Source organism: Microbacterium terricola, assembly GCF_027943945.1.
Lineage (GTDB): Bacteria > Actinomycetota > Actinomycetes > Actinomycetales > Microbacteriaceae > Microbacterium > Microbacterium terricola.
Window position 1 is genome coordinate 2,721,884 of the sequence record NZ_AP027141.1, and the last position, 25,144, is coordinate 2,747,027.

The window sequence follows — 25,144 nt, forward strand, 5'->3', positions numbered from 1 at the left end:
TGTCAAGACACCCCGCATCCTCGCGTCCAGGCGCTAGAGTCAGCCAAGGAATTGCGGCATCGTCGAGGAGGATGCATGGGCGGGGTACGCCTGCAGGACGTCGCGGAGCTCGCGGGGGTCTCCATGAAGACCGTGTCCAACGTCGTCCGCGACTACCCGCACGTCTCGCCGCGCATGCGCGAGAAGGTGCAGCGGGCGATCGACACGCTCGGCTACAAGCCCAACATGATGGGCCGGCGCCTCGCCACCGGCAAGACCGGACTGATCGCCCTCGCCTTCGCCGATGTGGGCATCCCCTACTTCGCCGAACTCGCCAGGGTGGTGTCGCGCGCCGCGGAGACGCTGGGCTATCGCGTCCTCCTGGAGGAGACGGATGCCACGCTCGAAGGCGAGCGGGCGCTCGTCGCCACGTCCGAGGCTGGGCTCGTCGACGGGATGCTGTTCCAGCCGAGCGTGATGGGATCCACCGAGATCGCGCGGCACCGCAGCGACCTGCCCCTCGTGCTGCTCGGAGAGACCGCAGCGCCGCTGACCATGGACCGGGTCATGATCGACAACGTGGCGGCCGCCGACGAGATCACCAGCCACCTGCTGGCCTCCGGGCGGCGCCGCATCGGCTTCGCCGGACACGAGCTGAACGGCTTGAGCGAGACCTCGCGACAGCGCATCGCCGGATACCAGCAGGCGCTCGAGCGCGCGGGGATCGCCCCGGACCCCACGCTCCTGATCCCCTCCGCCGCGATCTCGGCCGCCGGAGCCGTGGAGGCGGTCGGCGGCGCGATCGACGCGGGCCTGGGCTTCGACGCGCTGGTCTGCCGCGACGACCTCGCCGCCATCGGCGCACTGCGAGCACTGCAGGAGCGCGGGATCGGCGTGCCGACCGATGTCGAGGTGACCGGCTGGGACGACATCCGGCTGAGCGCGGTGACCTTCCCCAGCCTGACCACCGTCTCCCCCGATCTCGACGCCCTCGCGGCGACCGCACTGCGCCTGCTCATCGAGCGGATGACGGGATTCGACGGCACCGGACGCCACGAGATCGTCGCTCACCGCATCGTCGTCCGCGAGAGCGCACCAGGACCCGTCGCCGTCCACTGATTCTGCCGAGGGTTTTACAGCGCTGCATATTTGGTGCATGCTTATCGCCATGATCAAGGACGACCACGCGCGCCTGCCCGTCGCCAGCGAGCAGGTCGGCGACCACCCGCGCCCGCAGCTGCTGCGCTCCGACTGGACCGACCTGTCGGGCACGTGGGGTTTCGCCCACGACGACGAGGACGCCGGACTGCGCGAGCGCTGGTTCGAGCGGCCGTCCTTCGATCGGGAGATCCGCGTCCCGTACCCGCCGGAGTCGCCGGCATCCGGCATCGGCGACACCGCCCACCACCGCATCGTCTGGTATGCGCGCACCATCACCGGTGACGACCTTGAGACGGCCGGGTTCTCCTCCGGCGCTCGACTGAATCTCCACTTCGGCGCCGTCGACTACCGCTGCCGCGTCTGGGTCGACGGCAACCTCGCGGCCACCCATGAAGGCGGCCACACTCCGTTCTCGATCGACATCACCGATCTGCTCGACGAGTCCGACGCCCACACCGTCGTCGTGCGCGCCGAGGACGACCCGCACGACGTCTCGCAGCCGCGCGGCAAGCAGGATTGGCGCGAGCAGCCGCACGTGATCTGGTACCACCGCACCAGCGGAATCTGGCAGCCGGTGTGGCTGGAGGCCGTCCCGGCCGTCTCGATCGACACCCTGCACTGGACCGCCGACGTGCATGCCGCGAGCGTTCGCGCCAGGGTCGTGCTGAGCGCCGTCCCCCGCGAGCCGCTCGAGGTCGCGGTGCGTCTGCGATACCGCGGGGAGGACCTCGGCGAAGCCCGCACCACGGTGAGCCGCGATGAGTTCGAGATCACCGTCTCGCTCGCCGCGCTGACCAACGGGCAGGCCTACGAGGAGCTCCTCTGGTCTCCCGAGCATCCTCGGCTGATCGACGCGACGGTCGCTGTCGGCGATGACCGCGTCTCGTCCTATCTCGGACTGCGCACGTCGCACGTCGCCCGGGGCAGATATCTGCTGAACGATCGTCCGTACTACGTGCGGTCCGTGCTCAACCAGGGCTACTGGCCCGAGTCGCATCTCGCCGCGCCCTCCGCCGACGCCCTGCGCGCGGAGGCCCAGCTGATCAAGGATCTCGGGTTCAACGCCACGCGGGTGCACCAGAAGTTCGAGGACCCGCGATTCCTCTACTGGGCCGACCGGCTCGGTCTGCTCGTCTGGGGCGAGGCTCCGGCGAGCTTCCGGTACTCGCCCACGTCCGTCGACCGGATGGTGCGGGAGTGGCTCGAGATCGTGCGCCGCGATTACTCCCACCCGTCGATCGTCACCTGGGTGCCGCTGAACGAGAGCTGGGGCATCCAGCACGTCGCGACCGACGCCCGCATGGAGCACTACGCGCGGTCGCTGGTCGACCTGACGAAGGCGCTCGATCCGACCAGACCGGTCGTCTCCAATGACGGCTGGGAGCAGGTCGACACCGATATCGTCGCGATCCACGACTACGAGTGGGATCCGGACGTCGTGCGCCCGCGCTATCTCGACCGCTCCGCGATCGACGAGCTGATCGACGGGGTCGGCCCCGCCGGCCGCCGCCTCGTGCTCAGCGGAGACGTGAGCCAGGCACCTGTCATGCTCACCGAGTTCGGCGGCATCTCGTTCCACGTCGACGCGACCGAGGACTCGTGGGGCTACTCCGCCGCGCGCTCGACAGACGACTTCGCCGAGCGTCTCGGCGGCCTGCTGTCCGCGGTGAACGACAGCCGCGTGCTGTCGGGCTTCTGCTACACGCAGCTCGCCGACACGCTCCAGGAGACCAACGGACTCGTCGGATCGGACCGCACTCCGAAGCTCCCGATCGAGCAGCTGGCGCGGATCATCTCCGGCCGGGCCGAGTAGCGCCGCCTGACCTACTTGTCCTTGCCCTTCGGCTTGTCCTTGGGCTCGCCCTTCGGCTTGTCCGCGCCCTTGCCCTTGCCGCTGTTCTTCCCCGGCCCCGAGTTGCCGGTGCTGGTGTCGACGGGCGCCGTCGTCTCCTCGCCCTGATCGACGGTCGCGGGCGCTGCCGGCGTCGGGGTCGCTGAGGGTTCGGGCGCCGCTGCGGCCTCGAGGTCCGCGCGCACTGCGTCGATCGACGCCTGGATGGCTCCGGCGCGCACCGCGCTGACATCGCCGTCGGCGATGGCCTGGTCGAGACGCTGCTGCAGCTCGTCGAGCTGCGCGACCGCCGTGGCGAGATCCCCCTCCGCCGCGGCCTCGGCCACCGAGACGACGGAATCCTGCATGACCGACGAGGCGCTGCGTGCGAGGTCGACCGGAGCCGTGCCACAGGCGGCGAGCGTCACAGCGAGGGCGATCGCGACGAGGGATGCTGCGGCGCGACGGATCATGGCGTCACCTGCTCGAGCAGCTCGTCCAGGTGGGTCCCGAGCGGATCCTGGACCTCGGGAAGATCGGGCGTCGTCGCGGGCGGGTCGCCCAATCCGGTCCAGACGAACGCGGCGATGGCGATCACGACAGCGGCTGCGATCGCCGAGATCACGGCGACCACGCGGCGTCGCGCCGACCGGCGCACGGGCGTCGGTGCGACGAGAGCTTCGGTGGTGTGCCCGACGGCAGCCGGCGCCTCGGGCATGAGGCGCGTCGGCGCGGTCGGCGGGTCGACGCTCGGAGCCGATGCGTGCGGCGCTGCCTCGATCGCCGCCTGGGTCACGTCGGGGCCGGCCGGGTCGTCCGCCTCGAGGGCACGGCTCGCGCGCGCCACCTCGAGCGCGGTCGGTCGACTCAGGGGGTCGATGGCGGTCATGCGGACGAGCAGCGAACGCCAGGCGAAGCTGACCCCGGGCGGGACTGCCGGGGGACTGGACAGCCGCGCGGCGATGGCTTCGCCGGAGTTCTGCTGCGGGAACGCCCGCCGCCCCGTCAGCGACTCGATCAGCACGAGTCCGAGGGAGTAGATGTCCGAAGCAGGCGTCGGCTCGGCGCCGCGAACCTGTTCTGGCGAGATGTACGCGGCGGTGCCGACCGCCATGCCGGGTGTCGTGACGCGCGCGGTGTCGACCAGGTAGGCGATGCCGAAGTCGGCGAGCACCGCCCGGAGCGCGGGCCCGGACTCCGACGTCGGGCGCAGCAGGATGTTGGACGGCTTGATGTCGCGGTGGATGATGCCGGCCGCGTGCACCACGTGCAGCGCCTCCCCGAGATGGGCCACCAGATCAGCCGCGTCACTGCTCGGCAATGCGCCGCGTTCGAGGCGCTCCGTGAGCGTGCCTCCGGCGATGTGCTCCATCACGAGATACGCGTGGTCACCACCGGACAGGCGGGCATCGAACAGGGTCACCAGCGACGGGTGGTTCAACGACGCCAGGAGCCGCTTCTCGGAGTCTCTCCGGTGCTCATCGCCCGCTTCGGTCATCCCTGGCCGGAAGAGCTTGACGGCGACAGTTCGTCCGAGTTCCTGATCGAAGGCACGGTAGACCGTCGCCATCGCACCGTCGCCGAGCACCGCGTCGAGCCGGTAGCGCTCGTCGAGAACCAGGCCGACCCGTTCAGAGCCGTGCACGTGTACGCCGTTCATCATCAAGAGCCACCCTGCCACTGCTCGCGCGTCGCGTCAGGCGCTTGACAGGCGGCGGAAATTCTGCGCGGGACGACATCCACTTGATTCACGATTCTCTGTACTATTGCGACGTGCCCGCTCTGACCGCATCCGTGACGCATACGGCCGCTCTCGCCCGCTTCGGCCATGCACTCTCGGATCCGACCCGCGTGGGCGTGCTGCTCGCACTGCGCACAGGGCCGGGGTATCCGTCCGACCTCGCCGAGTCGCTCGGGGTTTCCCGGCAGGTCATGTCGAATCAACTCGCGTGCCTGCGTGGCTGCGGCCTCGTCGCGGCGACGGCGGAAGGCCGACGCTCGTCCTACCGTCTCGCCGACGCGCACCTCGCCACCGCGCTGAACGAGCTGCTCCAGGTCGTCCTCCACGTCGAACCCGACTGCTGCGCAGGCGACACCTGCACCTGCGCATGAGCGCCACCCCGATCTCCCGTGACCGCAGGCGGGTGCTGCACCGCCGCATCCGCTGGATCGTGGCGACGACGATCGGCTACAACCTGGTCGAGGCCGTCGTCGCGATCACCGCCGGTACCGTCGCCTCCTCGGCGGCGCTGGTCGCGTTCGGGTTGGATTCCACGATCGAGGTGCTCTCCGCCGCCGCCGTGGCGTGGCAGTTCACGCGGCGCGACCCGGAGCGCTGGGAGAAGGGCACTCTCAGGGTGATCGCCGTCGCGTTCTTCGCGCTCGCCGCATGGGTCACCGTCGCGTCACTCTCCGCGCTGATTGCGCGGGTCGAGGTGGAGCACAGCTCGATCGGCATCGTCCTCACCGCCGTGAGCGTCGTCGTGATGCCGCTCCTCTCGTTCGCCGAGCGCCGGGCCGGCCGTGAGCTCGGCTCCGCGACCGCCGTCGCCGACTCCATGCAGACGCTGATCTGCGCGTACCTGTCGGCCGCGGTGCTGGTCGGACTCGTGCTGAATAGCGCGTTCGACTGGTGGTGGGCGGACGCGATCGCGGGGCTGGTGATCGCCGCGTTCGCGGTCCGGGAGGGCGTCGAGGCCTGGCGGGGCGACGCCTGCGCGACCTCGGTCGGCATGCTCCTCGACGAGGAGCCCGAGTCCGAGCGCGAACGAGGGTCATGATGTCGGGGTCGCGATGACGACGACGTTGTCGTCGTAGTGGCCTGTTCGCGCGTCGAATGCTCCGCCGCAGGTGATGAGCACCAGTGCCGGTGCACCGTCTCGTTCGAACAGGTCGCCCGCGGGCAGCTCCGCCTTCGGGTAGTAGGTGACGCTGTCCACGCGGTACCGGTGGGCGTCACCCGCCGCATCGATCACCTCCACCGCCTGGCCTGTCGCGAGGTCGCGCAGACGGCTGAACGGGCCGATGGGGTACTGCGGCGCGTCGATGTGGGCCGAGATGACGGTGCTGCCTTCGGCGCTGTCCGGATCCGATCCGAATCGGTACCAGCCGGCCACCGCCGGATCGTCCGGCAATTCCATGAACCCCCCTTTCTCGACGCCCACCGGCACCACAGGCACATCGATCCCGAGGGCGTCGATCACCACCCGTTCCGGTGCGACGCGCTTCCGCACCGGCGCCGCGGTGGCGGCCGCGATCGGCACCTCGACAGCCGGCGTCGGACGCACTGTCGCCGTGGGCGTGGGTGCGGGGGCCGACTGCGGGCCCGGCGGTGAGGCACATGCCGCGAGCGCGAGGACGACCGCAAGGACAGCGGATGCCCCTGCGGTCGGCCTCGCCACGGCTTCGCGATTCAGCGCTTCGCCCGCGCACGCATCACGACGACGGCGGATGCGGCGACCGCTGCCGCAACAGCGAACCCGCCGACGAGGAACAGCGCCTGCGTCAGCGCGTCGCGTTCGGCGACCTGGCCGCCCGTGCCGGAGTTGACCCCATCGGGAGCCGAGTGCAGGCCCTCGATGGTCTGCACCGCGAGATCGAGGCTGTCCTCCTCGAGGCTGCCCCAGGCGTAGACGATCGTGAGCACGCCCTCCTGCACCTCGACAGGAGCCGGGCCGATCACGGGATCAGTGGTGCCCGCTGCGGCGACGGAAGCCTCGACGGTGCCGGCCGGCAGGTCGAGCGATTCCTCATCGGGGTTGGCGAGCCCCTCGATCACCGGGGAATCTCCGGCGAGCACGTCGACGGCCGGCGCGGCTGCGTCGTGACGGACTGTCAGCCTGCCCTCCCCCGCCGCGGTCGCGGAGGTGTCATTGACGTAGGGCGTGACGGTCGGGTCGCCGTCCTCCGTCAGGTGCGCCACCGCGGTGTAGTTCGTGTCGGCCTCCAGCGTGAGGGTCACCGGACCGAGCACCGGGGCGCTGTCGTCGGTGGCGTCGGGAGCGGTCAGAGCGACCTCGTAGTCGCCGGCCGGCAGATCCAAGGGACCGGCAAGGTCGCCTGGCTGGAAGTCGTCGAGCGTGAGTTCGCCGTTGACGTACACGTCGACCGGGGTGTCGGGGATGCCGTGGAGCACGGACAGGACGGCATTGCCTGCGGTGTCGGCACTGGCGGGCGCGATCATCGCCAGCGCGGCGACCGCCCCGGCGCTGATGCCCATGAGTATCTTTCGCACAGTCTTGCTCCTTCGTCGGAGCGGCCCGTTGCCGCCCATCATCGAGTTATTCACTCGGAAGGGCGCATTCGGATGCATCAAAGCGCGAATGGGTCGGCCGTCGGCCTCGTTGGACTGGCGGCCGTCGCGGGATAAGGACCCCGCGCACGACCTCGGCTGAGGCGCCTCCTCAGCCGAGGGTCGTACGTCCGGCTGAGGACTCAGCCTCCGTAGGTCAGCCCGTGCCCGAAGCGGAAGAGCGCATCGGGCATGTCGAACGGGGTGTCGGACTTGTTCGCCTCGACCGAGGCCATCGACCGGGGCAGGTCGATCGGGAGCCGCCCCTTCGGCTCGGCCGTTCCGAGCAGCACGTCGGCGACGGACTGATCGGTCGCTCCGTACTCGGCGATGATCGCGGCCGCATGGTCGACGAACGGCGTGAGGATCGCGGGGCGATCGAGGTTCACCACGATCACGGTCGGCACAGCGGCGCACAGCGCGAGGATCTCGTCGCGGTCGGCGTCCGTGTAGTCGAGGCTGCCGGCGTGCATGAACAGCTCGAAGCCCTGCGTGCGCGGCTCGTAGGCCGCGGCGATCCGCAGGACCGCGACGTCCGCCTGCGCAGGGTCGTCGACGATCTCGCAGCCCGCGAAGACCGAGCCGTCGATGTTCTTCGCGAACACCTTGACGCCGGCGCCGAGCGGGAGCGTCGGCGCGTCGGCCGGCCCGTTCGTCAGGAGGGTGTGCGAGGCCCGCTGCGTGTCGATCCCCGCCTGCACCATCTCGGGCGTGGCGACGGCGAGCTCGGCCGCATCCGGGTCGACGTGGCGCTCGTCGAACAGGCCGAGCGTGAACTTCTCGATCAGCACGCGACGGGCTGACCGGTCGAGGCGCTCTTCGGTGACGAGACCGGCGCGGACGGCGCCGAGGAGCTCGGAGACGCAGAATTCGCCGCCCAGCTGGTCGCAGCCGGCGTCGAACAGGCGCTGGATGCGCTCCTGCGCGGTGAGGTGCTCGACGCCCCACGCACGGGCGGGGAAGGGAGCCCCGAACATCTCGACGTCGGAGACGAGCCCGAAGTCGGTGCACACGATCCCGTCGAATCCGAGTTCGGTGCGCAGCAGATCGGTGATGATCGCCTTGTTGAACGCGAACCCGACCTCTTCGTACTCGGTGCCCACCGGCATCCCGTAGTACGGCATCATCTGCGAGACGCCGGCCTCGATCGCGGCGACGAAGGGCTTCAGGTGGTCGTCCCAGCGGCCGCCCGGGTAGACCTGCTCCTTGCCGTAGGCGAAGTGCGGGTCTTCGCCATCCTTCTGCGGACCGCCGCCGGGGAAGTGCTTGGCCATCGCCGACACGGACGAGGTTCCGAGCGCGGGGCCCTGGAGTCCGCGGACATACGCCGCGCCCAGGCCGGCCACGAGATCGGGGTCCTCTCCGAACGTGGCGTTCAGTCGCGCCCAGCGCGGCTCGGTGGCGAGGTCGATCTGGGGGTGCAGGGCAAGGCGCAGTCCGACGGCGGCGTACTCGCGGCGGATGACGTCGCCGTACTGCTCGACGAGCTCCTCGGAGCGGAGCGCCCCGAAGCCGAGGTGCTCGGGCCACTGCGAGAACACCTTCGCCGCCGCGGACGCGCCGGGGTTGAAATGGAATCCGTGGCGCGGGTCGGTTCCGAACGTGATCGGGATGCCGAAGCCCGTCCGGGCCGCGATGTCCTGCGATGTGTTGTGCCACTGCGCGAACTCGCGCGCGGAGTCCGCGTCGCCGATCACGTAGATGTGGTTGATCCGCAGCTTGGAGACCGTCGACTCCAGCGAGGGCGCGGGGAACATCGGGCTCGGCTGAGTGGGGTCGCCGAAGACGGAGATCCCGACGAACAGCAGACCCGCCTTGTCTTCGAGGGGAAGTCGGCTCAGCAGGTCGTCGGCGCGCTGCTCGGGCGAGAGGCCTGCGTCCTGGAAGGGGAACCGGGTGTCGGTTCTGGTGGTCATGGGGGCTCCTGCTCTTGTTTCTTCGAGTGCTGTGGGGAGGAGGCCCCGGCGCCGCCGGGGCCTCCTCGGATGCTGCTGCGCGGTGTTACTTGACGCCGCGGATCTTCGTGACGAGCAGACCGCCGATGATGCCGACGACGCCGGCGAACGCGAACCAGACGGAGTAGCCCCCGCCGAACAGCGCCGTGCCGATCGGGATGAAGATCGTACCCGCGAGGAACGGCGCCACCATCGCCGGAAGGGTGTTCGCGATGTTCAGGACGCCGAGGTCCTTGGCCATGCTGTCCTCATCGGGCAGCACGTCGATGCACATCGCCTGGTCGACGCCGAAGAACAGGCCCGCGCCGATGCCGAGGATCGCCTCGGCGACCAGGATCACGGTGAGGCCCGCATCGCCGGCGAGCGGCGAGAGGGCGACGACGATGACGCCGAGACCGACCAGGACGCCGCCCAGCGTCACGAACGGCTTGCGGCGGTTGATCTTGTCGGACCACTTGCCGGCGATGACGCTGACGATCACCATGGCCGCCACCTGGACCATCGTCGCCGAGAGGTTGAACGCCAGCTGCGCGGGGACGTCGAGGCCGAACTGCGCGCCGGTGAACAGGGTGAGGAAGCCGCCGAGTGCTCCGAAGGCGAACATGATGAGCGCCTTGGTCAGCCACGCCCAGCCCAGGTCGCGGTGCGTGCGCGGGTTGAAGTAGAAGGTCCCGAAGAACTCCTTCCAGCTGAAGCGCTCGGCCGGGGGCTGCGTCCGCACGCGATCCTTGAGCGTGAACACGAACAGCAGGCCGAACGCCGTGGCGAGAAGGGCGGGCACGAGGCTGCGGAGGGCGTCGCTCGGCGCCGCGTTGAGGATCACCGCGCCGGTGAGGATCGCGATCGGGGTCGCCGTGCCGGCCAGCCCGCTGATGAAGCCGCGACGCAGGTGCGGCACCTGGTCGGCGACCGCCGCCGTCTCCGGGCCCTGCGCGAAGTTGCTCGCGATCTGCGCGAGACACCACACGACGAGCAGCATCCACACGGCGGGCACCACCCCCACCAGGGCGAGGCTGACGCCGGCGACCAGCACGCCGGCAAGGATCCAGGGGCGGCGCATGCCGAACTTCGACGTCGTGCGGTCCGACAGGCGACCCGCGAGCGGCTGTGCGACGAGGGCGAACAGCGATCCGACGCCCATGACCAGCCCGAGGACGGCCGGGGCGGCTTCCAGGCCCACCATGTTCTGCACCCGCACGGCAAGACCACCGAGGATCGGTGTCAGGATGCCGAGGTACAGACCGTAGCTGGCAAGCCAATACGTGACGGCGAACCCGCGGGGCTCCCTCGTGCGGGCCGGAGCGTCCGGCTCCACGGCGGCCGTGCCGACGGAAGTGGGCTCGAGGCCCTCGGTGGATGTGGGCAACGTGGACTCCAATGTCTACTGTGCCGGCGCCATGCCGGCTCAGACACAATACCTGCACTAGTGTAGGTTTGTGCAACCGGGCCACCGGAATCGGGATGGAGAGCAGTCGATGGCACACACCGGCTACCCGAAAGGGCAGGCGAGGCGGGAGGAGATCCTCACCGCCGCCGTGCGCGCGTTCGCGAACGCGGGATACTCCGGTGCGTCGATCCTCGAGATCGCCGCTGCGTGCAACATCACCCGTGCCGGCCTCATGCATCACTTCCGGTCGAAGGAGGAGCTCCTCATCGCTGTCCTGGAGCGCCGCGAATCGCTCGATCGCGAGGTCTTCCGCACCCACGACTCCCGGCGGCCGGACGGGCTCGGAGTGCTCCGCGGGATGGTGGCCCTCGCCCGCCACAACGAGACCGTTCCGGGCCTCGTGCAGCTCTACGTCGTCGTCTCCGCCGAGTCCACCTCACCCGACCACCCCGCCCACGACTACATGCACGAGAACTACCGGCGCGTCCGCTCCGGCATCGCGTGGGCACTCCGCGGAGCGCAGCGCGCCGGCATCCTCGCCCCGGGAATCGATCCCGCCCTCGGCGCGGTGCGTCTGCTCGCGCTGGAGGAAGGGCTGCAGCGCCAATGGCTCGACGACCCCGACGGCATCTCGCTCGCGGGCACGCTCGAGGCGACCGTGAGCGAGATGCTCACCGTGCCGCTCTGGAGCGCGGACGAGGGATAGGCTCACTCCAACCGGGGAGCCCCTCAACGACGAGTGAGCTCTGACTCGGCCCCTGCGACGGGAGATGTGCGTGAAGACACCATTGCAACGGCTCGATTCCTATGTCACCGGCTTCGCCGGATTCGGTGGTGTCGGGCTCCTGGCGGGCGTGGGGGTGCTCGCCCTCGCGTCGTCGGCGTACGAGCCGGGCGCGTGGCTGCTGCTCGGCTGGGTCCTCACTCTGCTCTCGGCCTTGGCGCTCCTGGCAGGGGCGACCGGCCACGCGATCGGCCTGGCGGCGCGCGGCATCATCGCGGAGACCGCGCGCCCTTCCGACGGCGTCCCGGCTGCGCCCACGAGTGACGCCGCCTCGGTCTAGGGCGAGGCGGCGATGCCGGAAGGCGGGGTCCAGCCTGAGACCGGCGCGATAGTCAGAGTCGCTGCAGCAGGTCGTCGCGCGTCGGCGCAGCGTGGTACCCGTCGCGAGCGACCTGGACGAGCGTCGAGACGCCCATGATGAGCACGAGAACTCCGATGGCGATGAGCAGGATGATTGCCATGATTGGCCTCCAATGCGGGTGATCCGACAACCCCGACACTCGTCCGTGAGGTGGTCGGCCTGCATGAGGCATCCGCCGTATCTTCCGGCGCGGGCCATCGGGCGCGTCTGAGGGAGGCGCGCCCCGTCAGCGCGCTGAGTGCGCGGACAGGTACGCCGCTTCGGTGCGGGTCGCTGCGCCCGTCTTCCGGAGGATGTTCGAGACGTGGACGCTGGCGGTCTTGGTGCTGATGAACAGCTGCTCGGCGATCTGCCCGTTGCTCAGCCCGCGGGCGACGAGATCGAGCACCTGCCGCTCACGCTCGGTGAGCAGCGCCTCGAGGGACGCCGCGTCCGAAGGCGCGTCGCGGTGGTCTCCCCCGACCGCGCCGACGCGGCGCTCGAGTTCGGTCACGCTGTCGACGATGAGCCCCATGCCGATCTCCTCGGCCCATTCGCGTGCCGTCTGCGCCGCCGTCCGCGCACCGGCGCGGTCTCCGGCGTTGGCGAGCGCTTCGGCGAGCCGGAACGCCGCGTAGGGCGCCAGCTGGGCGGGCGCGATCGCCTCGCGCGAGGCGGCGACCGCGAGCTGCCAGAGCTCGGGATCGGTGCCGGTGCCGCGGGGGCCGGATAGCTCGGCGTCGACGATCGCAGAATACGCGGATGCGGTCGGCCAGCTGCCCGCGGCGGCGAGCGCGGACCGCACGTCGCCCTCCAACTCGTCGAGCGAGCGCGGCTCCCCGTCCGGGCCGGCCAGAGCCATTCCCGTGACCCGTGCCGCACCGAGCACGCGGGCTGCGAAGGCGACCAGCGGGAGGTCGTAGGCGGGGAACGGGCGGTGCCGCGGGTCGGTGAGGACACTGACCGCCTGCCACGCCTCGCGGGTCTCGCCGCGCGCGAACGCGAGCTCGCCGCTCACCAGCGCCAGGCCGAGCGCGGCCTGCACGTCCGATCTCCCCTGCTGCGCGAGGGAGCCGTGCCAGCCGCGAAGCAGTCGCTCGGCCAGGGCACGATCGCCGGACCAGAGCGCGGCCCTCACCTTGAGGCGTCGCAGCGGAGCGCTGAAGCCGATCGGCGCGTCGAGTTCGAGGGCGCGGTCGAGCATCTCGTCGGCCCGACCCGTCTGGCCCAGTGCGTAGAGCGGGCTGATCACGTTCGACAGGAGCATCGCCCCGGAGGTGCGCTCCACGCCCCGCTGCCTCGCCCGCTCGGCGCCTTCCTCCGCTGTGCGCACCGCCTCGTCGTAGCGGCCGAGCAGATTCAAGGCCTCGGACTGATTCACCCAGTACCGGAGGCGCGCCGAATCGTTGCCGACGGCGAGTTCACGCGCGAGCGCGAGATCGGCGAGGCCCGCGTCGACGTCGCCGCCGGCCAATCGCGAGAACCCGCGGATGTTGGATGCCACCGACATCCGCGCCCGATTGTCGACCGCGGTCGCCTCGACGAAAGCACCGTCGGCCATCTCGATGGCCGGATCGAATCGGGCGATGAGCATGAGCCGGGCGGCCAGCTCTCCGAGCACGTTCGCACGCAGCACGCTGCGTGGCTCGCCCTCGAGCACGGAGAGCGCCTCACGCAGCAGCTCGATGGATCCGGTCTGGCCGATGTTGGCCAGGTACGACGCCTTGTTGCGCAGCAGCAGAGCGTAGGCGGCGCGGTCGGCCTGGTCGCAGAGCGCGATCGCCTCGTCGATGAGCGCGATCGCCCGCTCGCTCTCGCCCGCGTTGCGAAGGACGTAGGAGGTCTCGCTCAGCAGCTCCACCTTCGTGCGCTCGGCGAGGTCGCTCGCGTCGGGCACCTGGTCCCACAGCTCGATCGCCCGTTCGCCCATCGTCGCGGCGGTGGCGAACGCGAACGACGCCCTGGCCTGCTCGTATGCCGCGACCGAGGCGATGAACGCCTCGCGCACGTTGTGCGCAGCCATCCAGTGGTACGAGATCGCGGTGGCGTCAGCCCCACTCGTGCCGGCCTGCGCCACCAGGGCCTGGGCGTACCGCGTGTGGAAGCGCACGCGCTCACCCGGAAGCAGCTGGTCGTGTACCGCCTCGCGCACCAGCGCGTGTCGGAACGCGTAGGCGGTGCCATCCACCACGAGCACGCTCGCGGCGATCGCCTCACTGGCGGCGAGGTCGATGCGCTCAGGAGACTCGTCGCAGACGGCGACGAGCAGCTCGTGCTCCACCCGCACGCCGCCCGCGGCGATGAGTCTCAGCATCCGCTGCGTGGATTCGGCGAGCTGATCGTAGCGAGCGAGCAGGATGTCGCGGAGCGTGTCGGGGAAGTCGTCCATGCCGCGCACCCCGCTGCAGCTGACCAGCTCCTCGACGAAGAAGGGCACGCCCTCGGTCCGCAGGAACACCTGTGCGAGCTCGTCCTCGTCGGGCGCTCCGTCGAGGATCACGGTCGCCATCTCGCGCACCTGTCGACGGTCGAGGCGGGCGAGTTCGATCCGCGCGACGCGGCGGTTGCGGTCGAGCTCGGGCAGCAGGGCACGCAGGGCGCTGCCACGGCCGAGCTCGTCGCTGCGGAAGGTGAGCACCACCAGCAATCGCGCATCTTCGACGACCCGGATCAGGAATCGCAGCAGCCCCAGGCTCTGCGGATCGACCCAGTGCAGATCTTCGATCACCAGCACGACGGGTCGGGCGGCGGCGACGTTCTCGAGGACCTCGGCGACGACGTCGTAGAGCCGGTCGGCACCGCCGCGCACCGGGACATCGCCACCGGTGGTGCTGCGGCTGAGCTCGGGCAAGAGAAGAGCGAGCACGTCGCCCGCCGGTCCGGACGCATCGAAGAGCGCCTCTTCGCCCACCTCCTGCGCGAGCGATCGGAGCGCCGAGACGATGGGCGCGTAGGGCGGGGCGTCCCTATCGAAATCGACGGACTGCCCCCGCAGGACGATCGCCTCCGGCGGGAGCGATCGCACGAACTCGCCGACGAGGCGGGTCTTGCCGATGCCGGCCTCGCCACCCACCAGAACGGCTCGCGTCGAGCCGGCGACGCTGTCGGCGTAGGCGTCGTGGAGCGCGTCGAGGTCGGCCTCGCGGCCGATCAGCGCCGGGCTGACCGTGGCTCGCATGAACTCATCGTCCCACGGTCCTCGGACAATGGGCCGGCCGGCCGACTCAGGCCCGCCCCCTCCCGCCGCGACCCCACCCGGCCCGTCCGCAGAGCGGAGCGGTCCGGCGAGCGAAGCCGTCAATGTGCGAGCGGCCGGGGTGCGTGGTGCGTCAGCTCGCGCAGCTTGTGCGTGAACTCCCGCAGGCCTCGTCGCGCGGGCGGTGTGGCTTCGGATGCCCGTTCACGGGCGACCCGCCGATGCTCGAGCTCGCGAAGCAGTTGCACCTCCGTGGCAAGGCGAAGGTGGTCGAACAGTTGCTCGCTGGCGTACATGGCGCCTCCTCAGGTGCGTTGACCTGACCGACACTGCTCGCTAAGGCACCACCCATCCATGAGGAGGATGCCTCATTTCCGTGCGGGAGCGCAGTCGGCTGCTGAGGCGATCTCCGTCAGACCGCGAGCATCCGCGCGGGAACCGAAGAGCGCTCCAGAATGCCCTGCGTGATCCCGCGGACGATCAGCCATGCCAATGGCGTGGCTGCCAGAAGGAGGCTCTCACCGAGAATGCTCACCCACATGGCATTGCGGAGCTGTTCGAGCTCCTCTGCGGCGAGGTAGATGCGGCTCGATATCTGGGTGACGCCACTGCTGACGAGCCAGAGCACCCACCACGTGACCTGCCATGGGGGCCGAACGCGCCCGCCCACTCGCCAGAGGTCCGAGATGTCCTGGTAGGGAAACCAGAGGCTGACGACAGGCACGAACCAGGAACCGGCGTGCCAGCCTGCGGAGCGCCGCGTCAGCCCGGCGACCTGCTTGGCTGCGCGGTACTGCCAGATGACCCAGAGCACGCCGGTGGCGAGAAGGGAGACGCCGGACAGAATCGTGAGCACCAACCTGCTCTGGTCGTACACGGTGAGCATGTCGACGGCCACACCGTGACCATCGAGGTAGCTGTTGACGGCTCCGATCCCGAACGTCTCGATCCCGATGGTGATGATGGACAGGACACCGCAGACGACCAACAGCACCTGAGTGGCCGTGGCGAGCCTGGCGAGGGAGTGGGTCCCCGCCTGTCGGCCCGGCTGCTGCTGGGGCTGGGGCTGCGTCCACTGTCCGCCGTCCCACCACCACGTGGCCGACGATCCGTCGGGGGCGCGATACCAGCCGGCGGGAGGCGGCGTGGGGGTGCTGGTCATCGGCGAGGTTCCTCCGGGGGAAAGGACGTCAACGCGTCGTGCGATGCGGACAACACTGTCCGCTGGCTCAGCCTAGCGACCCTCTCGCGGTGACACGCCTAGGACGACCCGAGACCCGCCTGCCAGCGGCCCTTCTCACGGGCGAAGAGCAGCAGGAAGATGCCCCACAGCCCCAGGTCGTCCGCGAATCCCAACGGGCCGAGCACGAGTTCGGGGATCAGGTCGAGCGGCCAGAAGGTGTAGACGACGGACGCGATCCCCACCACCCACGTCGTCGGCGCGACGCGGTGCTTCCGGTCCTTGATCGCCTTGAGAAAGCTCCACCACATCTGCCCATTGTGCGGCACGGCGCACACGAAGAGCTCAAAGAAGGGCGAGAAGCTCCTTCGCCACGGACGCGGACGACTGCGGGTTCTGCCCCGTCACGAGGCTGCCGTCGGTGACCACGTGGTCCGCCCACGGCTCGGCGGCCTCGACCACGATGCCGTGCTCGCGCAGGGTGGACTCGAGGAGCCAGCGGGCACGAGGCGCCAGGCCTCCCTGCGTCTCCTCCTCGTCGGTGAACGCGGTGACGCGGCGTCCGGCGGCCGCCGACGTCCCGTCAGCGCGACGTGCCGCCAACAGTGCCGCCAGCCCGTGGCAGACGAGCGCGATCGGCTTCTGCGTGTCGAGCGCCTCGGCGATGAGCGCTCCGGACGTCGCGTCGTGCGAGAGATCCTCCATGGGCGCGTGGCCACCGGGGTAGAACACGGCGTCGTACGACGTCAGGTCGACCTCGCGCGTGTCCAACGGTGATCGAAGGCCAGGGATGCTGTCCAGCGCCGCCCTCTCTGCGTCGCCGTCGTCGCCGAACGACGCCTCATCCGCGACCGGCGCGATTCCGCCCGGGGTCGCGAACACCACGTCATGCCCGGCTTCGGACAGCAGCCGGTACGGCGTGAGGAGCTCCTCGGCCCAGAATCCGGTCGGGTGCGCCGTCCCATCGGACAGGGTCCAGGTGCGGGCTGCGGAAACGACGAAAAGAACGGTGGACATGCGATCTCCCTTAGTCGGACGGATCGGCCGGGTGATCAGCGCGGATCGACCCGCAGGGTGGTCTGGTGCGAAAGATCGTTGGTGATCGCCTGAGTCGCCGATCCGGTTCCGTACTTCACGGCGTACGCCTCATCGATCTCGGTGTCCTTCGACGAGTCGAGCGTGTAGGTGACGGCACGGGTGCGTCCTGCCCAGCTGAGGTACCCCTCGAAGTACCGGGCGACGCCCTTGTACCACTCGCCCTGCGGACCCTTGACGGAGCGCAGGTACAGCGCACCGTCGACCACGACGTGCCACACGATCACCAGCGACCGGGAGCTGCCGTCGGCACGGCGCCCGGCAACGCGTACCTCGGAAGCCCGAGCGAGCTCGCGGAGCTCGGCATCCGTCCAGCCGCTCATCGACCGGCCGCCGTGGCGGTGACAGGTCGCGCCAGATCCTCGTCGCTGACGTGCTCCTTCCACGTGGTCGACGCGGCGGGGTCATCGCCGGCCTCGAGCATTGCGAGGTGCTCCATGAAGCATCCGGGTGCCGCAGCGTGCCAGTGATCCTCTCCCGGCGGCGTGTACAGGGTCTCGCCCGGGTGCACCTCGATGACGGACCCGTCCCGGCCGCCGAAGCGGGCGACCCCCGACGTGACGCGAAGGTACTGGCCGCGTGCATGCGAGTGCCAGGCGGTCCGGGCGCCCGGGGCGAAGCGGACGGTGGCGACCGTCATCCTCTGATCCGGCTCGTGGGGCGCCGCGATCACATCCAGCCACACATCCCCCACGAACTGCTCCGGTGGATTCTTCACGGTCGGTCTGGGGTGTTCGATGCGCATGGGGTCCTCTCCTTGCTGCAACGCTACGCACGGGTGACCGCGGGTGGCAGTGACCAGCAGTACTCCCATAGGGGTCGCCAGGAATCCCCTACTGGGGGGTGGGGAGCCGCGGGCTGCTCCCCGATGTGCCCCCTGCCCGGCTGCTCTTACCGTGAAGCCACATCACCTTCGGGGACAGCCCCGGGATCGGATAGGGCTCATGGACAACATCGAGATCGACGACTACGACGAGTCGTTCAACACCGGCGTCTGGGGATCGGGCAACACCGAGACCACAAACACCACCAACACCCTCGGCCTGGCGGCTGACAACTCCTTCAACACCGACGAATCGACCAACGACAGCGGCAACATCGTCGTGGATGTCGCGGACTCGTTCAACGAGGACTCGAACGACACGACCACCGACATCTCGGACTCGTGGAACGACGAGTCCGACAACTCGGTCGACGATCACAGCGACAACTCGATGGAGGACCACTCCGACAACTCGATGACGGACGACTCCGACAACTCGATGACGGACGACTCCGACAACTCGGTCAACGACTCGCACAACGACTGGTCCACCGACACGGTGAGCGACTCGCACAACATGTGGACCGACGCGTCGACCGACGACCACTCCATCAACGTGGGGATGCGCTCCTACAACACGGGCTTCGGCGACGTGTCGCTCGGCGGCGGTGGCGGTGCCGGCGGTGACGGCGACACGATGGTCAACAACCAGAACACGATCATCGACCAGTCGTACAACGCCGCAGGCGGCGGAGGCGGCTGGAGCGGCAGCAGCGCCGTGGTCGCGTCGGGCGACGACTCGATCGCCGCCGGCAACGATGTGCACGTCGCGACGAACGTCGACTACTCGACGAACATCTCGTCGGCTGAGGGCGATGTCAACCTCAACAACGACACGACGATCACGACCGTCACCGGCTCGTACAACACCTACGAGGACTCCTCCAGCTGGGAGGACAGCTCGACCCACACCTCGGTCGCCGACTCGTACAACTCGTACACCGAGTCGTACTCGGCGGAGGACTCGTTCAACGAGACCAACGACCTGTGGCAGTCCACCGACGTCTCGATCGACGTCGACGCGATCGTCGACAGCGGCGACGCGGTCATCGACGACTCCTTCGCCGGCTGACCCACCCGACAGCTCAAACTGAAGAAAGCGAAAGATCATGGCCGACTACACCGAGAACGACTTCGACGACTCGTTCAACTCACGGGTCCGCGACTCTCACAACACGACCAACACGACGAGCAGCACGACCGTCGGCGTCGACCTGAACGAGGTCGGCAACACCGACTCGTCGACGAACGACAGCGGAAATCTCGACGTCGCCCTCGACGGCGTCGGGAACACCGACTCGCACGACACCAGTACCGGCATCAGCGGGTCGTTCAACGACTGGTCCGACAACTCCGTCGACGACAACAGTGACAACTCGGTCTGGGACGGCAGCGACAACTCCGTCACCGACAACAGCGACAACTCGGTCACCGACAACAGCGACAACTCGACGAACGGGTCGTACAACGACGCATCGACGAGCCTCATCGCGGGGTCGTACAACTCGTATCTCGACGAGTCGGTCGACGACCACTCGATCGAGGTGGGGACGCGCGACTACAACACGGGCTTCGGCAACCTCACCCTCGGCGGCGGCGGTGGCGGCGGTGGCGATGTCTGGGTCAACAACCAGAACACGATCGTCGACCAATCGTTCAATGCGGGCGTCGACGGTGCGGACGGGTACGGGGCCGAGAGCGGAAGCTCCGCAGTCGTCGCCTCGGGTGCAGGCTCGGTCGCGGCAGGCAACGACGTGGACCTCAGCCAGAGCGTCGATCACTCGCAGAACATCTCGGCGTACGGCGATGTGAACATCGGCAACGAGGCCCACGTCACCACCGTCACCGACTCGTACAACGAGACGACCGACAACTCGTCGTGGACGGACAGCTCGACGCACCTCGACGTGGACGACTCGTACAACACCGACTCGGCCAGCTGGACGGCGACGAACTCGTTCAACGAGGAGCTCACGTCGCAGACCGATTCCACCTGGGATGTCGACGCCGACGTGATCTGGGGCAGCGGCGACGCTGCGATCATCGAGCCGCCGGCGATCGACGACGCATTCGACGAGTCCTGATCCCATCCGTTCGGCAATCCGCGCCGAATCACTAGGGCGGTGTCTCCGGTACCTCCGGAGGCGCCGCCCGCCCCATGCTCACCAGCATCCGCGCTGATCCGCAGGACGACGAAGGAGTGTCGACGATGACGAAGTCCGTGGCCCCCGCACCGGTGACGACCGCCCCTGGGGATGACACCTCGACGACGGCGATCGCCCGTGCCAACCAGCAGCTGGCGCACCTCGTCGAGAAGACCGCCGACCTGTCGCGCGTGCTCGGGCGCGCCGACCTCGTCGGGCGACTGGAGCAGACGCGCTCGCGGCTCGATGACCCATACGTCCGCGTGATCGTCGTCGGCCAGTACAAGCAGGGCAAGAGCAAGCTCGTGAACGCCCTGGTGAACGCGCCCGCCTGCCCGGTCGACGACGACATCGCCACCAGTGTGCCCACGTCCGTGTCGTACGGCGAGGAGGCCGCCGCGTTCGCGATCGTGCGCAACGGCGACACCCAGGGGGGCGCCGTCGACCGGATGCCCATCCCGCTCGACGCGCTCGCGGACTTCGTGTCGGAGCGCGGCCGTCGCGACGAGGAGCTGGACATCGTGGGCGCCGAGGTCGTCCTTCCGCGCGAGCTGCTCCGCGGGGGGCTGCGGCTCGTCGACTCTCCGGGAGTCGGCGGCATCGAATCGACACGGTCGGTCAGCACCCTCGCCGCGCTGTCGACGGCGCACGCCGTGCTGCTCGTCTCCGACGCCTCGCAGGAGTACACCGAGCCCGAGGTGCAGTTCCTCAAGCACGCCCTGCGGGTGTCTCCGAACGTCGCCGCGGTGCTGTCGAAGACCGACATCTATCCGTCGTGGCGCCAGATCGAGGAGATCGACCGCTCGCACCTCGGCGATGTGGGCGGCATACCGATGTTCGCGGTGTCGAGTGACCTGCGGATGCTGGCGGCACAGGAGCAGGATCGCGATCTGAACGAGGAGTCCGGGTTCCCGGCCCTCGTCTCCCATCTGCGACGCGACGTGCTCGGCAAGGCGGAGATCGTGCACCGCCGCTCGGCGGTGCACGATCTCGTGTCCGTCGTCGATCAGCTGGGCATGGCCATCAAGACCGAGTTGAACGCGCTCCTGAACCCCCAGGACACCCCGGCGATGATCGCCGAGCTCGAGGCGGCGAAGGCACGCGCAGACGAGTTCCGCGGCCGGACGTCGCGGTGGCAGGTCACCCTGAGCGACGGGATCGCCGACCTCATCTCCGACACCGAGCACGACCTGCGCGACCGACTCCGCAAGGTGCAGCGCGAAGCGGAGATCGCCGTCGACGAGGGCGACCCCGGCCCGATCTGGGATCAGATCGCCGAATGGCTCGAGCAGCGCGTGTCGAACGCCGTGTCCGAGACGTTCGTCTGGACCAACGAGCGCTCGCGCTGGCTCTCCGAGCAGGTCGCCGAGGAGTTCGCGCTCGAGGAGTCGACCATCCCCTTCATCGACGTCGGCGACACCGCCGGCGTGCTCGACCCGGTCGAGAGCCTGCAGGGAATGGGCGAAGGGCGACTCGGTGCCGCCGAGAAGATCTACATCGGCGTACGCGGCTCGTATGGCGGCGTCCTGATGGCGGGGCTCGCCACGAGCCTGGTGGGCATGGCGCTCATCAACCCCCTGTCGCTCCTGGTCGGCGTGCTCGTCGGCCGTCGCGCCTATCGCGAAGACATGTCGGCGCGGCTCAGCCGCCGCCAGGCCGAGGCGAAGAACCTCGCCCGCCGGCATATCGAAGACGTCGTCTTCCAGGTGGGCAAACAGCTCAAGGACCGCCTGCGGTTCGTCCAGCGGGTCGCTCGCGACCACTTCGGCGGCATCGCCGACGAGCTGCACCGCTCGCTGTCCGAGTCCGTGCTCGCCGCCAAACAGGCCGCCGCGACCTTCGAGGCCGACCGCAACGGACGCGTGATCGAACTCCGGCAGCAGATCGCGCGGATCGAGGCCCTGCGCGCCGAGATCCCGGCATCCGCGGGCGAACGGGACGTGCGCTCATGAGCGGTGCGCTCGCGGACGTCACGGAACTCGTCGACGAGGCCCGCGCGATGTATGCCGGCGACTCCGCCGCCGAGGCCGCGCTCGACGGGTACGCGCGCCGCCTGCGGGAGCCGCTGCGCCTCGCCGTGGCGGGCATGGTCAAGGCCGGCAAGTCGACGGTGCTCAACGCTCTGATCGGCGAGCAGATCGCGCCGACCGATGCCGGTGAGTGCACCCGGACGATCACCTGGTACCGCTACGGCCGGACCGCCACGATCACCGCGCACCTTCACGGCGGCGCCGAGGTGCGGCTGCCCGTGACCCGGTCCGCGGGCGCGCTCGTCCTCGACCTCGGTTCGCGGACCGCAGAGGACATCGCCTGGATCGACGTGGTCTGGCCGTCCGAGAGCCTCCGCTCCACCGTCCTCATCGACACCCCGGGCATCGCCTCGATCTCGCAGGAGGTATCGGAGCGCTCCACGCGGTTCCTGACGCCGACGCGCTCGCCGTCCGAGGCCGACGCGATCCTGTACCTGCTCCGCCACATCCACGGGTCGGACGTGCGGTTCCTCGAGGCCTTCCGCGACACGGCCGCCGGCGCGTCGCAGACCGTCAACGCCGTCGCACTCCTGTCGCGCGCCGACGAGATCGGCTCCGGCCGGATCGACTCGCTGCTCTCCGCCGCCCGCATCGCCGAGCGCTATCGTCACGACGGCGACCTGCGCTCCCTGGCGCTCGAATGCATCCCGGTGGCAGGGCTTCTCGCTGAAGGCGCCCGCACGCTCCGCGAGAGCGAGTTCGCGGCGTTCCGCACACTCGCCCGGCTCGACCGCGCCGTGCGCGACCGCCTGCTCATCTCGGTGGACCGCTTCACCCGCACGACGCGCGATACCTCGCTGAGCGTGACCCAGCGGCGGGAGCTCCTCGCGCGCTTCGGGATCTTCGGCGTCCGGCTGGGCGCCGCGCTCGTGCGCGGCGGGGCACGCACGTCCTCCCAGCTGTCCGAGCGGATGGTCGCCCAGAGCGGGCTGATCGACGTGCAGCGATTCGTCGCCGACCAGTTCCGTGCACGCGGGGCGTCACTCAAGGCGCGGAGCGTGCTGGTCGGGCTCGAGATGCTGCTGGAGGATCATCCGACCCGCCAGTCCACCCGCATCCGCGCCGGCATCGAGCGCATCACCGCGAACAGTCACGATCTCCGCGAACTCGCTCTCCTCGCGGAGCTGCGCACCGCCGAACCCGCCCTCGCTGCCGCCGATGCGACGGCCGCTCAGCGCCTCCTCGGCGGATCGGGGACCTCGGCTCTCCGGCGTCTCGGGCTGCGAGACGACGCGGAGGCCTGGGCGATCCATGCCCGTGTCGACGGGGTTCTCGGCCACTGGCGCCGCCTGGCGGAGTCGCCGCTCTCGGATCGTGCCACGAGCGAGGCCTGCCGCGTCGTGATCCGCAGCATCGAGGGCGTGGCGTCAGAGCTGGCCGTCGGAAGCGGGAGTGACCGGACCGCCGCGGCGGACGTCGTGCTGGCGAGCCGTCCAGCGTAGAGCCTGCGGGAGCAGGCTGATCAGGAGGCCGAGGACGGCGAGCCCCAGCTGCACCAGGAGGATCCGCTCGAGGGGCAGGGCCCGCTCGCCGAAGACGACAAGTTCACGAGCGATCAGGAAGACTCCGGCCTGGAACAGCACAGACCCGAACTGCCACCATCGGACGTTCGCCCGACGACTCGCGAACGACACCTGCATGGCGATCTGGGCGAGCACGATCGCGACCAGCGGCGTGAACACCGACCAGAACACGATGTCGGCAGCCGTCGTATAGGTGGCGTCGGCCCGCGATCCGTCGACGGCCTTCACGAGATCCTCGATCTCGGGCAGCTGGGCCTGCCGGATGACGAACAGGTAGATGATCGCGACGCCACCGGCGATGAGACTCATCAGCCACGCGATCTGGCTGAGGCGCACGAAGAACGGCGGCGGCAGCTTCACGAGCACCGGTGCCGCCTCCTTGCCGGTCAGCGGCGGGCGATCCGGCGCCCTGACCTCGGCGGTCTGCGCGTCGTCCACCTGAGCGGCCCCCGCCTCCAGCCGGAGCGGCTCCTTCGTGTCAGAAGTTGTCATCGTCGGCGCTCTCATCGATGATCACGGGCTCGACGTCCGAGAACGCGCCACCCGAATCCTCGGCCAGGTCGGTCTCCACATACTGCGTCGCCGCATCCTCGTACTGGACGTCGGCGTCGGCCGTCTCGGGCTCGACGGTCTCGGTTTCGGTCTCCACGGTCGCTGGATCCGCCGCAGCGGTATCCGTCCCCGTGTCCGTGACGATCGTCGTGTCGGCGGTCTCCGTGACGGTCTCGGTGTCGTTGAAGGAGTCGTCAGCGTCGACCTGACCGGTCTGCTCGTCGAACGAGTCGTCGACGACGACCACGGTGGAGTCGTCGGTCGTGGTCGAGGCGTCGGTCTCCTCGTTCATGGAATCCTCGACGACCTGCACGTCCGTCTCGTTGCCCATGTTGACGTCGTCGCCGGCTTCGATCGTGGTCGACTCATCCCAGGTCTTGTCGACCGTGGCGTCGTTGCCCGCGGCGACGGCCTCGTCGCCGGACGCGACGATCGCGTCGTTGTCGAACGTCTGCGTCACGTCACCGTCTGCCCAGATGTTCTGGTTGACCGACTGGTCGACGACGGTGTCCCGGTCGTCCACCCACTGGAAGTGCGAGGTGACCTGGTTGATCTCACGAACGATCGCGGACTGGTGCTCGCGCTCGAAGTAGACCGGCTGCGGAACGCCGACCTGGACGACATGCGTGCGCTCGATGATGATCGGCGCGACAGCGGCGACATCCGATGGACCGGCATGCTGGAGACCGCGGGCCGCGAGCGCCCCCTCCGGGTCTGCGTCGAACTCGGCCTGGGCGTCCGGGTCCCGGAGCAGGCTGAGGATGAATTCGATCAAGGCGTCTGCGACTGTCGCGAGCGTGAGGCTCATGCTCGGCTCCTCTTCATTGTGGTCTTTCGACCGTACGTGGCTGGGTGGTCTGAGCGCGTCGGGGT

26 protein-coding genes are annotated in these 25,144 nt (G+C 69.4%); 10 read left to right on the forward strand and 16 right to left on the reverse strand.

Annotated elements, in window-relative coordinates; all coding sequences use genetic code 11:
• The first annotated feature begins 75 nt into the window (after positions 1-75).
• Complete coding sequence (locus Microterr_RS12970; protein WP_263797507.1) at positions 76-1,098, forward strand: LacI family DNA-binding transcriptional regulator; 1,023 nt, start codon at positions 76-78, stop codon at positions 1,096-1,098.
• Positions 1,099-1,135: 37 nt separating this feature from the next.
• On the forward strand, positions 1,136-2,953 hold the full coding sequence (locus Microterr_RS12975) for a glycoside hydrolase family 2 protein (protein ID WP_263797506.1): 1,818 nt from the start codon (positions 1,136-1,138) through the stop codon (positions 2,951-2,953).
• A gap of 11 nt (positions 2,954-2,964) precedes the next feature.
• Here Microterr_RS12975 and Microterr_RS12980 read toward each other — a convergent pair whose 3' ends face one another.
• Together Microterr_RS12980 and Microterr_RS12985 are read right to left on the reverse strand one after the other, a co-directional pair.
• On the reverse strand, positions 2,965-3,444 hold the full coding sequence (locus Microterr_RS12980) for a hypothetical protein (protein ID WP_263797505.1): 480 nt from the start codon (positions 3,442-3,444) through the stop codon (positions 2,965-2,967).
• A complete protein-coding gene (locus tag Microterr_RS12985) occupies positions 3,441-4,631 on the reverse strand; it encodes a serine/threonine-protein kinase (RefSeq protein ID WP_281974202.1) in 1,191 nt (396 codons plus the stop codon). Before Microterr_RS12985 ends, Microterr_RS12980 begins: the two co-directional genes overlap by 4 nt.
• Before the next feature lie 113 nt (positions 4,632-4,744).
• Between Microterr_RS12985 and Microterr_RS12990 the strand changes: the two genes are divergently transcribed.
• Both Microterr_RS12990 and Microterr_RS12995 read left to right on the forward strand, forming a co-directional pair.
• Positions 4,745-5,083: an ArsR/SmtB family transcription factor gene (locus tag Microterr_RS12990; protein WP_281974203.1), complete on the forward strand. Its 339-nt coding sequence runs from the start codon at positions 4,745-4,747 to the stop codon at positions 5,081-5,083.
• On the forward strand, positions 5,080-5,751 hold the full coding sequence (locus Microterr_RS12995) for a cation diffusion facilitator family transporter (RefSeq protein WP_263797503.1): 672 nt from the start codon (positions 5,080-5,082) through the stop codon (positions 5,749-5,751). The genes Microterr_RS12990 and Microterr_RS12995 overlap by 4 nt, the downstream gene beginning before the upstream one ends.
• Here Microterr_RS12995 and Microterr_RS13000 read toward each other — a convergent pair.
• The 4 genes from Microterr_RS13000 to Microterr_RS13015 all read right to left on the reverse strand — a co-directional run bounded on the left by Microterr_RS13000 (position 5,746) and on the right by Microterr_RS13015 (position 10,583).
• Positions 5,746-6,234 (reverse strand): class F sortase, encoded by a 489-nt coding sequence (locus tag Microterr_RS13000; protein ID WP_263797502.1) that lies wholly within the window; start codon positions 6,232-6,234, stop codon positions 5,746-5,748. The two genes, Microterr_RS12995 and Microterr_RS13000, sit on opposite strands and share 6 nt — an antisense overlap.
• 149 nt (positions 6,235-6,383) lie before the next feature.
• Positions 6,384-7,205, reverse strand: coding sequence for a DUF4397 domain-containing protein (locus tag Microterr_RS13005; RefSeq protein ID WP_263797501.1), 822 nt, complete (start codon positions 7,203-7,205; stop codon positions 6,384-6,386).
• A 200-nt stretch (positions 7,206-7,405) separates the two neighbouring features.
• Positions 7,406-9,178 carry a glycoside hydrolase family 3 protein gene (locus Microterr_RS13010; protein WP_263797500.1) on the reverse strand — a complete coding sequence of 591 codons (1,773 nt, stop codon included), beginning with the start codon at positions 9,176-9,178 and terminating at the stop codon, positions 7,406-7,408.
• An 85-nt stretch (positions 9,179-9,263) separates the two neighbouring features.
• A complete protein-coding gene (locus Microterr_RS13015) occupies positions 9,264-10,583 on the reverse strand; it encodes an MFS transporter (protein WP_263797499.1) in 1,320 nt (439 codons plus the stop codon).
• 109 nt (positions 10,584-10,692) lie between these two features.
• On the opposite strand from Microterr_RS13015, the gene Microterr_RS13020 reads away from it, so the two are divergent.
• Both Microterr_RS13020 and Microterr_RS13025 read left to right on the forward strand, forming a co-directional pair.
• Positions 10,693-11,310 carry a TetR/AcrR family transcriptional regulator gene (locus Microterr_RS13020; protein WP_263797498.1) on the forward strand — a complete coding sequence of 206 codons (618 nt, stop codon included), beginning with the start codon at positions 10,693-10,695 and terminating at the stop codon, positions 11,308-11,310.
• A gap of 70 nt (positions 11,311-11,380) precedes the next feature.
• Positions 11,381-11,668 carry a hypothetical protein gene (locus Microterr_RS13025; RefSeq protein ID WP_263797497.1) on the forward strand — a complete coding sequence of 96 codons (288 nt, stop codon included), beginning with the start codon at positions 11,381-11,383 and terminating at the stop codon, positions 11,666-11,668.
• Between the two features lie 52 nt (positions 11,669-11,720).
• Here Microterr_RS13025 and Microterr_RS13030 read toward each other — a convergent pair whose 3' ends face one another.
• From Microterr_RS13030 to Microterr_RS13065, 8 genes are all read right to left on the reverse strand, one after another.
• Positions 11,721-11,849 carry a hypothetical protein gene (locus Microterr_RS13030; RefSeq protein WP_263797496.1) on the reverse strand — a complete coding sequence of 43 codons (129 nt, stop codon included), beginning with the start codon at positions 11,847-11,849 and terminating at the stop codon, positions 11,721-11,723.
• Positions 11,850-11,975: 126 nt separating this feature from the next.
• Positions 11,976-14,906: a helix-turn-helix transcriptional regulator gene (locus Microterr_RS13035; RefSeq protein WP_281974204.1), complete on the reverse strand. Its 2,931-nt coding sequence runs from the start codon at positions 14,904-14,906 to the stop codon at positions 11,976-11,978.
• A 119-nt stretch (positions 14,907-15,025) separates the two neighbouring features.
• Positions 15,026-15,220 (reverse strand): hypothetical protein, encoded by a 195-nt coding sequence (locus Microterr_RS13040; RefSeq protein ID WP_263797495.1) that lies wholly within the window; start codon positions 15,218-15,220, stop codon positions 15,026-15,028.
• Between the two features lie 116 nt (positions 15,221-15,336).
• Entirely contained in the window at positions 15,337-16,086 is a 750-nt protein-coding gene (locus tag Microterr_RS13045) for a DUF4328 domain-containing protein (protein ID WP_263797494.1), read from the reverse strand.
• 98 nt (positions 16,087-16,184) lie between these two features.
• Positions 16,185-16,415: a DUF1232 domain-containing protein gene (locus Microterr_RS13050; RefSeq protein WP_263797493.1), complete on the reverse strand. Its 231-nt coding sequence runs from the start codon at positions 16,413-16,415 to the stop codon at positions 16,185-16,187.
• 34 nt (positions 16,416-16,449) lie between these two features.
• Positions 16,450-17,121, reverse strand: a complete 672-nt coding sequence (locus Microterr_RS13055) for a type 1 glutamine amidotransferase domain-containing protein (protein ID WP_263797492.1) — start codon at positions 17,119-17,121, stop codon at positions 16,450-16,452.
• Between the two features lie 35 nt (positions 17,122-17,156).
• Positions 17,157-17,522: a DUF2255 family protein gene (locus Microterr_RS13060; RefSeq protein WP_263797491.1), complete on the reverse strand. Its 366-nt coding sequence runs from the start codon at positions 17,520-17,522 to the stop codon at positions 17,157-17,159.
• Positions 17,519-17,944 (reverse strand): (R)-mandelonitrile lyase, encoded by a 426-nt coding sequence (locus Microterr_RS13065; protein WP_263797490.1) that lies wholly within the window; start codon positions 17,942-17,944, stop codon positions 17,519-17,521. The genes Microterr_RS13060 and Microterr_RS13065 overlap by 4 nt, the downstream gene beginning before the upstream one ends.
• Before the next feature lie 199 nt (positions 17,945-18,143).
• On the opposite strand from Microterr_RS13065, the gene Microterr_RS13070 reads away from it, so the two are divergent.
• The 4 genes from Microterr_RS13070 to Microterr_RS13085 all read left to right on the forward strand — a co-directional run bounded on the left by Microterr_RS13070 (position 18,144) and on the right by Microterr_RS13085 (position 23,638).
• Positions 18,144-19,094 carry a hypothetical protein gene (locus Microterr_RS13070; protein WP_263797489.1) on the forward strand — a complete coding sequence of 317 codons (951 nt, stop codon included), beginning with the start codon at positions 18,144-18,146 and terminating at the stop codon, positions 19,092-19,094.
• Positions 19,095-19,131: 37 nt separating this feature from the next.
• On the forward strand, positions 19,132-20,106 hold the full coding sequence (locus tag Microterr_RS13075) for a hypothetical protein (RefSeq protein WP_263797488.1): 975 nt from the start codon (positions 19,132-19,134) through the stop codon (positions 20,104-20,106).
• 125 nt (positions 20,107-20,231) lie between these two features.
• Positions 20,232-22,118, forward strand: coding sequence for a dynamin family protein (locus Microterr_RS13080; RefSeq protein WP_263797487.1), 1,887 nt, complete (start codon positions 20,232-20,234; stop codon positions 22,116-22,118).
• Entirely contained in the window at positions 22,115-23,638 is a 1,524-nt protein-coding gene (locus Microterr_RS13085) for a dynamin family protein (RefSeq protein ID WP_263797485.1), read from the forward strand. Before Microterr_RS13080 ends, Microterr_RS13085 begins: the two co-directional genes overlap by 4 nt.
• On the opposite strand, the gene Microterr_RS13090 is transcribed toward Microterr_RS13085, so the two are convergent.
• Both Microterr_RS13090 and Microterr_RS13095 read right to left on the reverse strand, forming a co-directional pair.
• Entirely contained in the window at positions 23,564-24,211 is a 648-nt protein-coding gene (locus tag Microterr_RS13090) for a hypothetical protein (RefSeq protein ID WP_263797484.1), read from the reverse strand. The genes Microterr_RS13085 and Microterr_RS13090 overlap by 75 nt on opposite strands.
• Positions 24,198-25,079 carry an IniB N-terminal domain-containing protein gene (locus tag Microterr_RS13095; protein WP_263797483.1) on the reverse strand — a complete coding sequence of 294 codons (882 nt, stop codon included), beginning with the start codon at positions 25,077-25,079 and terminating at the stop codon, positions 24,198-24,200. Before Microterr_RS13095 ends, Microterr_RS13090 begins: the two co-directional genes overlap by 14 nt.
• Positions 25,080-25,144: the final 65 nt, after the last annotated feature.

Excerpts from the sequence above, each read along its gene's own strand:
- Microterr_RS12985 (WP_281974202.1), bottom strand. The coding sequence starts at position 4,631 with ATGAACGGCGTACACGTGCACGGCTCTGAACGGGTCGGCCTGGTTCTC.
- Microterr_RS12970 (WP_263797507.1), top strand. The coding sequence starts at position 76 with ATGGGCGGGGTACGCCTGCAGGACGTCGCGGAGCTCGCGGGGGTCTCC.
- Microterr_RS12980 (WP_263797505.1), bottom strand. The coding sequence starts at position 3,444 with ATGATCCGTCGCGCCGCAGCATCCCTCGTCGCGATCGCCCTCGCTGTG.
- Microterr_RS13040 (WP_263797495.1), bottom strand. The coding sequence starts at position 15,220 with ATGTACGCCAGCGAGCAACTGTTCGACCACCTTCGCCTTGCCACGGAG.
- Microterr_RS12995 (WP_263797503.1), top strand. The coding sequence starts at position 5,080 with ATGAGCGCCACCCCGATCTCCCGTGACCGCAGGCGGGTGCTGCACCGC.
- Microterr_RS13065 (WP_263797490.1), bottom strand. The coding sequence starts at position 17,944 with ATGCGCATCGAACACCCCAGACCGACCGTGAAGAATCCACCGGAGCAG.
- Microterr_RS13060 (WP_263797491.1), bottom strand. The coding sequence starts at position 17,522 with ATGAGCGGCTGGACGGATGCCGAGCTCCGCGAGCTCGCTCGGGCTTCC.
- Microterr_RS13080 (WP_263797487.1), top strand. The coding sequence starts at position 20,232 with ATGACGAAGTCCGTGGCCCCCGCACCGGTGACGACCGCCCCTGGGGAT.
- Microterr_RS13095 (WP_263797483.1), bottom strand. The coding sequence starts at position 25,079 with ATGAGCCTCACGCTCGCGACAGTCGCAGACGCCTTGATCGAATTCATC.
- Microterr_RS13020 (WP_263797498.1), top strand. The coding sequence starts at position 10,693 with ATGGCACACACCGGCTACCCGAAAGGGCAGGCGAGGCGGGAGGAGATC.
- Microterr_RS13030 (WP_263797496.1), bottom strand. The coding sequence starts at position 11,849 with ATGGCAATCATCCTGCTCATCGCCATCGGAGTTCTCGTGCTCATCATG.
- Microterr_RS13075 (WP_263797488.1), top strand. The coding sequence starts at position 19,132 with ATGGCCGACTACACCGAGAACGACTTCGACGACTCGTTCAACTCACGG.
- Microterr_RS13085 (WP_263797485.1), top strand. The coding sequence starts at position 22,115 with ATGAGCGGTGCGCTCGCGGACGTCACGGAACTCGTCGACGAGGCCCGC.
- Microterr_RS13050 (WP_263797493.1), bottom strand. The coding sequence starts at position 16,415 with ATGTGGTGGAGCTTTCTCAAGGCGATCAAGGACCGGAAGCACCGCGTC.
- Microterr_RS13090 (WP_263797484.1), bottom strand. The coding sequence starts at position 24,211 with ATGACAACTTCTGACACGAAGGAGCCGCTCCGGCTGGAGGCGGGGGCC.
- Microterr_RS13055 (WP_263797492.1), bottom strand. The coding sequence starts at position 17,121 with ATGTCCACCGTTCTTTTCGTCGTTTCCGCAGCCCGCACCTGGACCCTG.
- Microterr_RS13045 (WP_263797494.1), bottom strand. The coding sequence starts at position 16,086 with ATGACCAGCACCCCCACGCCGCCTCCCGCCGGCTGGTATCGCGCCCCC.
- Microterr_RS12975 (WP_263797506.1), top strand. The coding sequence starts at position 1,136 with ATGCTTATCGCCATGATCAAGGACGACCACGCGCGCCTGCCCGTCGCC.
- Microterr_RS13010 (WP_263797500.1), bottom strand. The coding sequence starts at position 9,178 with ATGACCACCAGAACCGACACCCGGTTCCCCTTCCAGGACGCAGGCCTC.
- Microterr_RS13035 (WP_281974204.1), bottom strand. The coding sequence starts at position 14,906 with ATGCGAGCCACGGTCAGCCCGGCGCTGATCGGCCGCGAGGCCGACCTC.
- Microterr_RS13070 (WP_263797489.1), top strand. The coding sequence starts at position 18,144 with ATGGACAACATCGAGATCGACGACTACGACGAGTCGTTCAACACCGGC.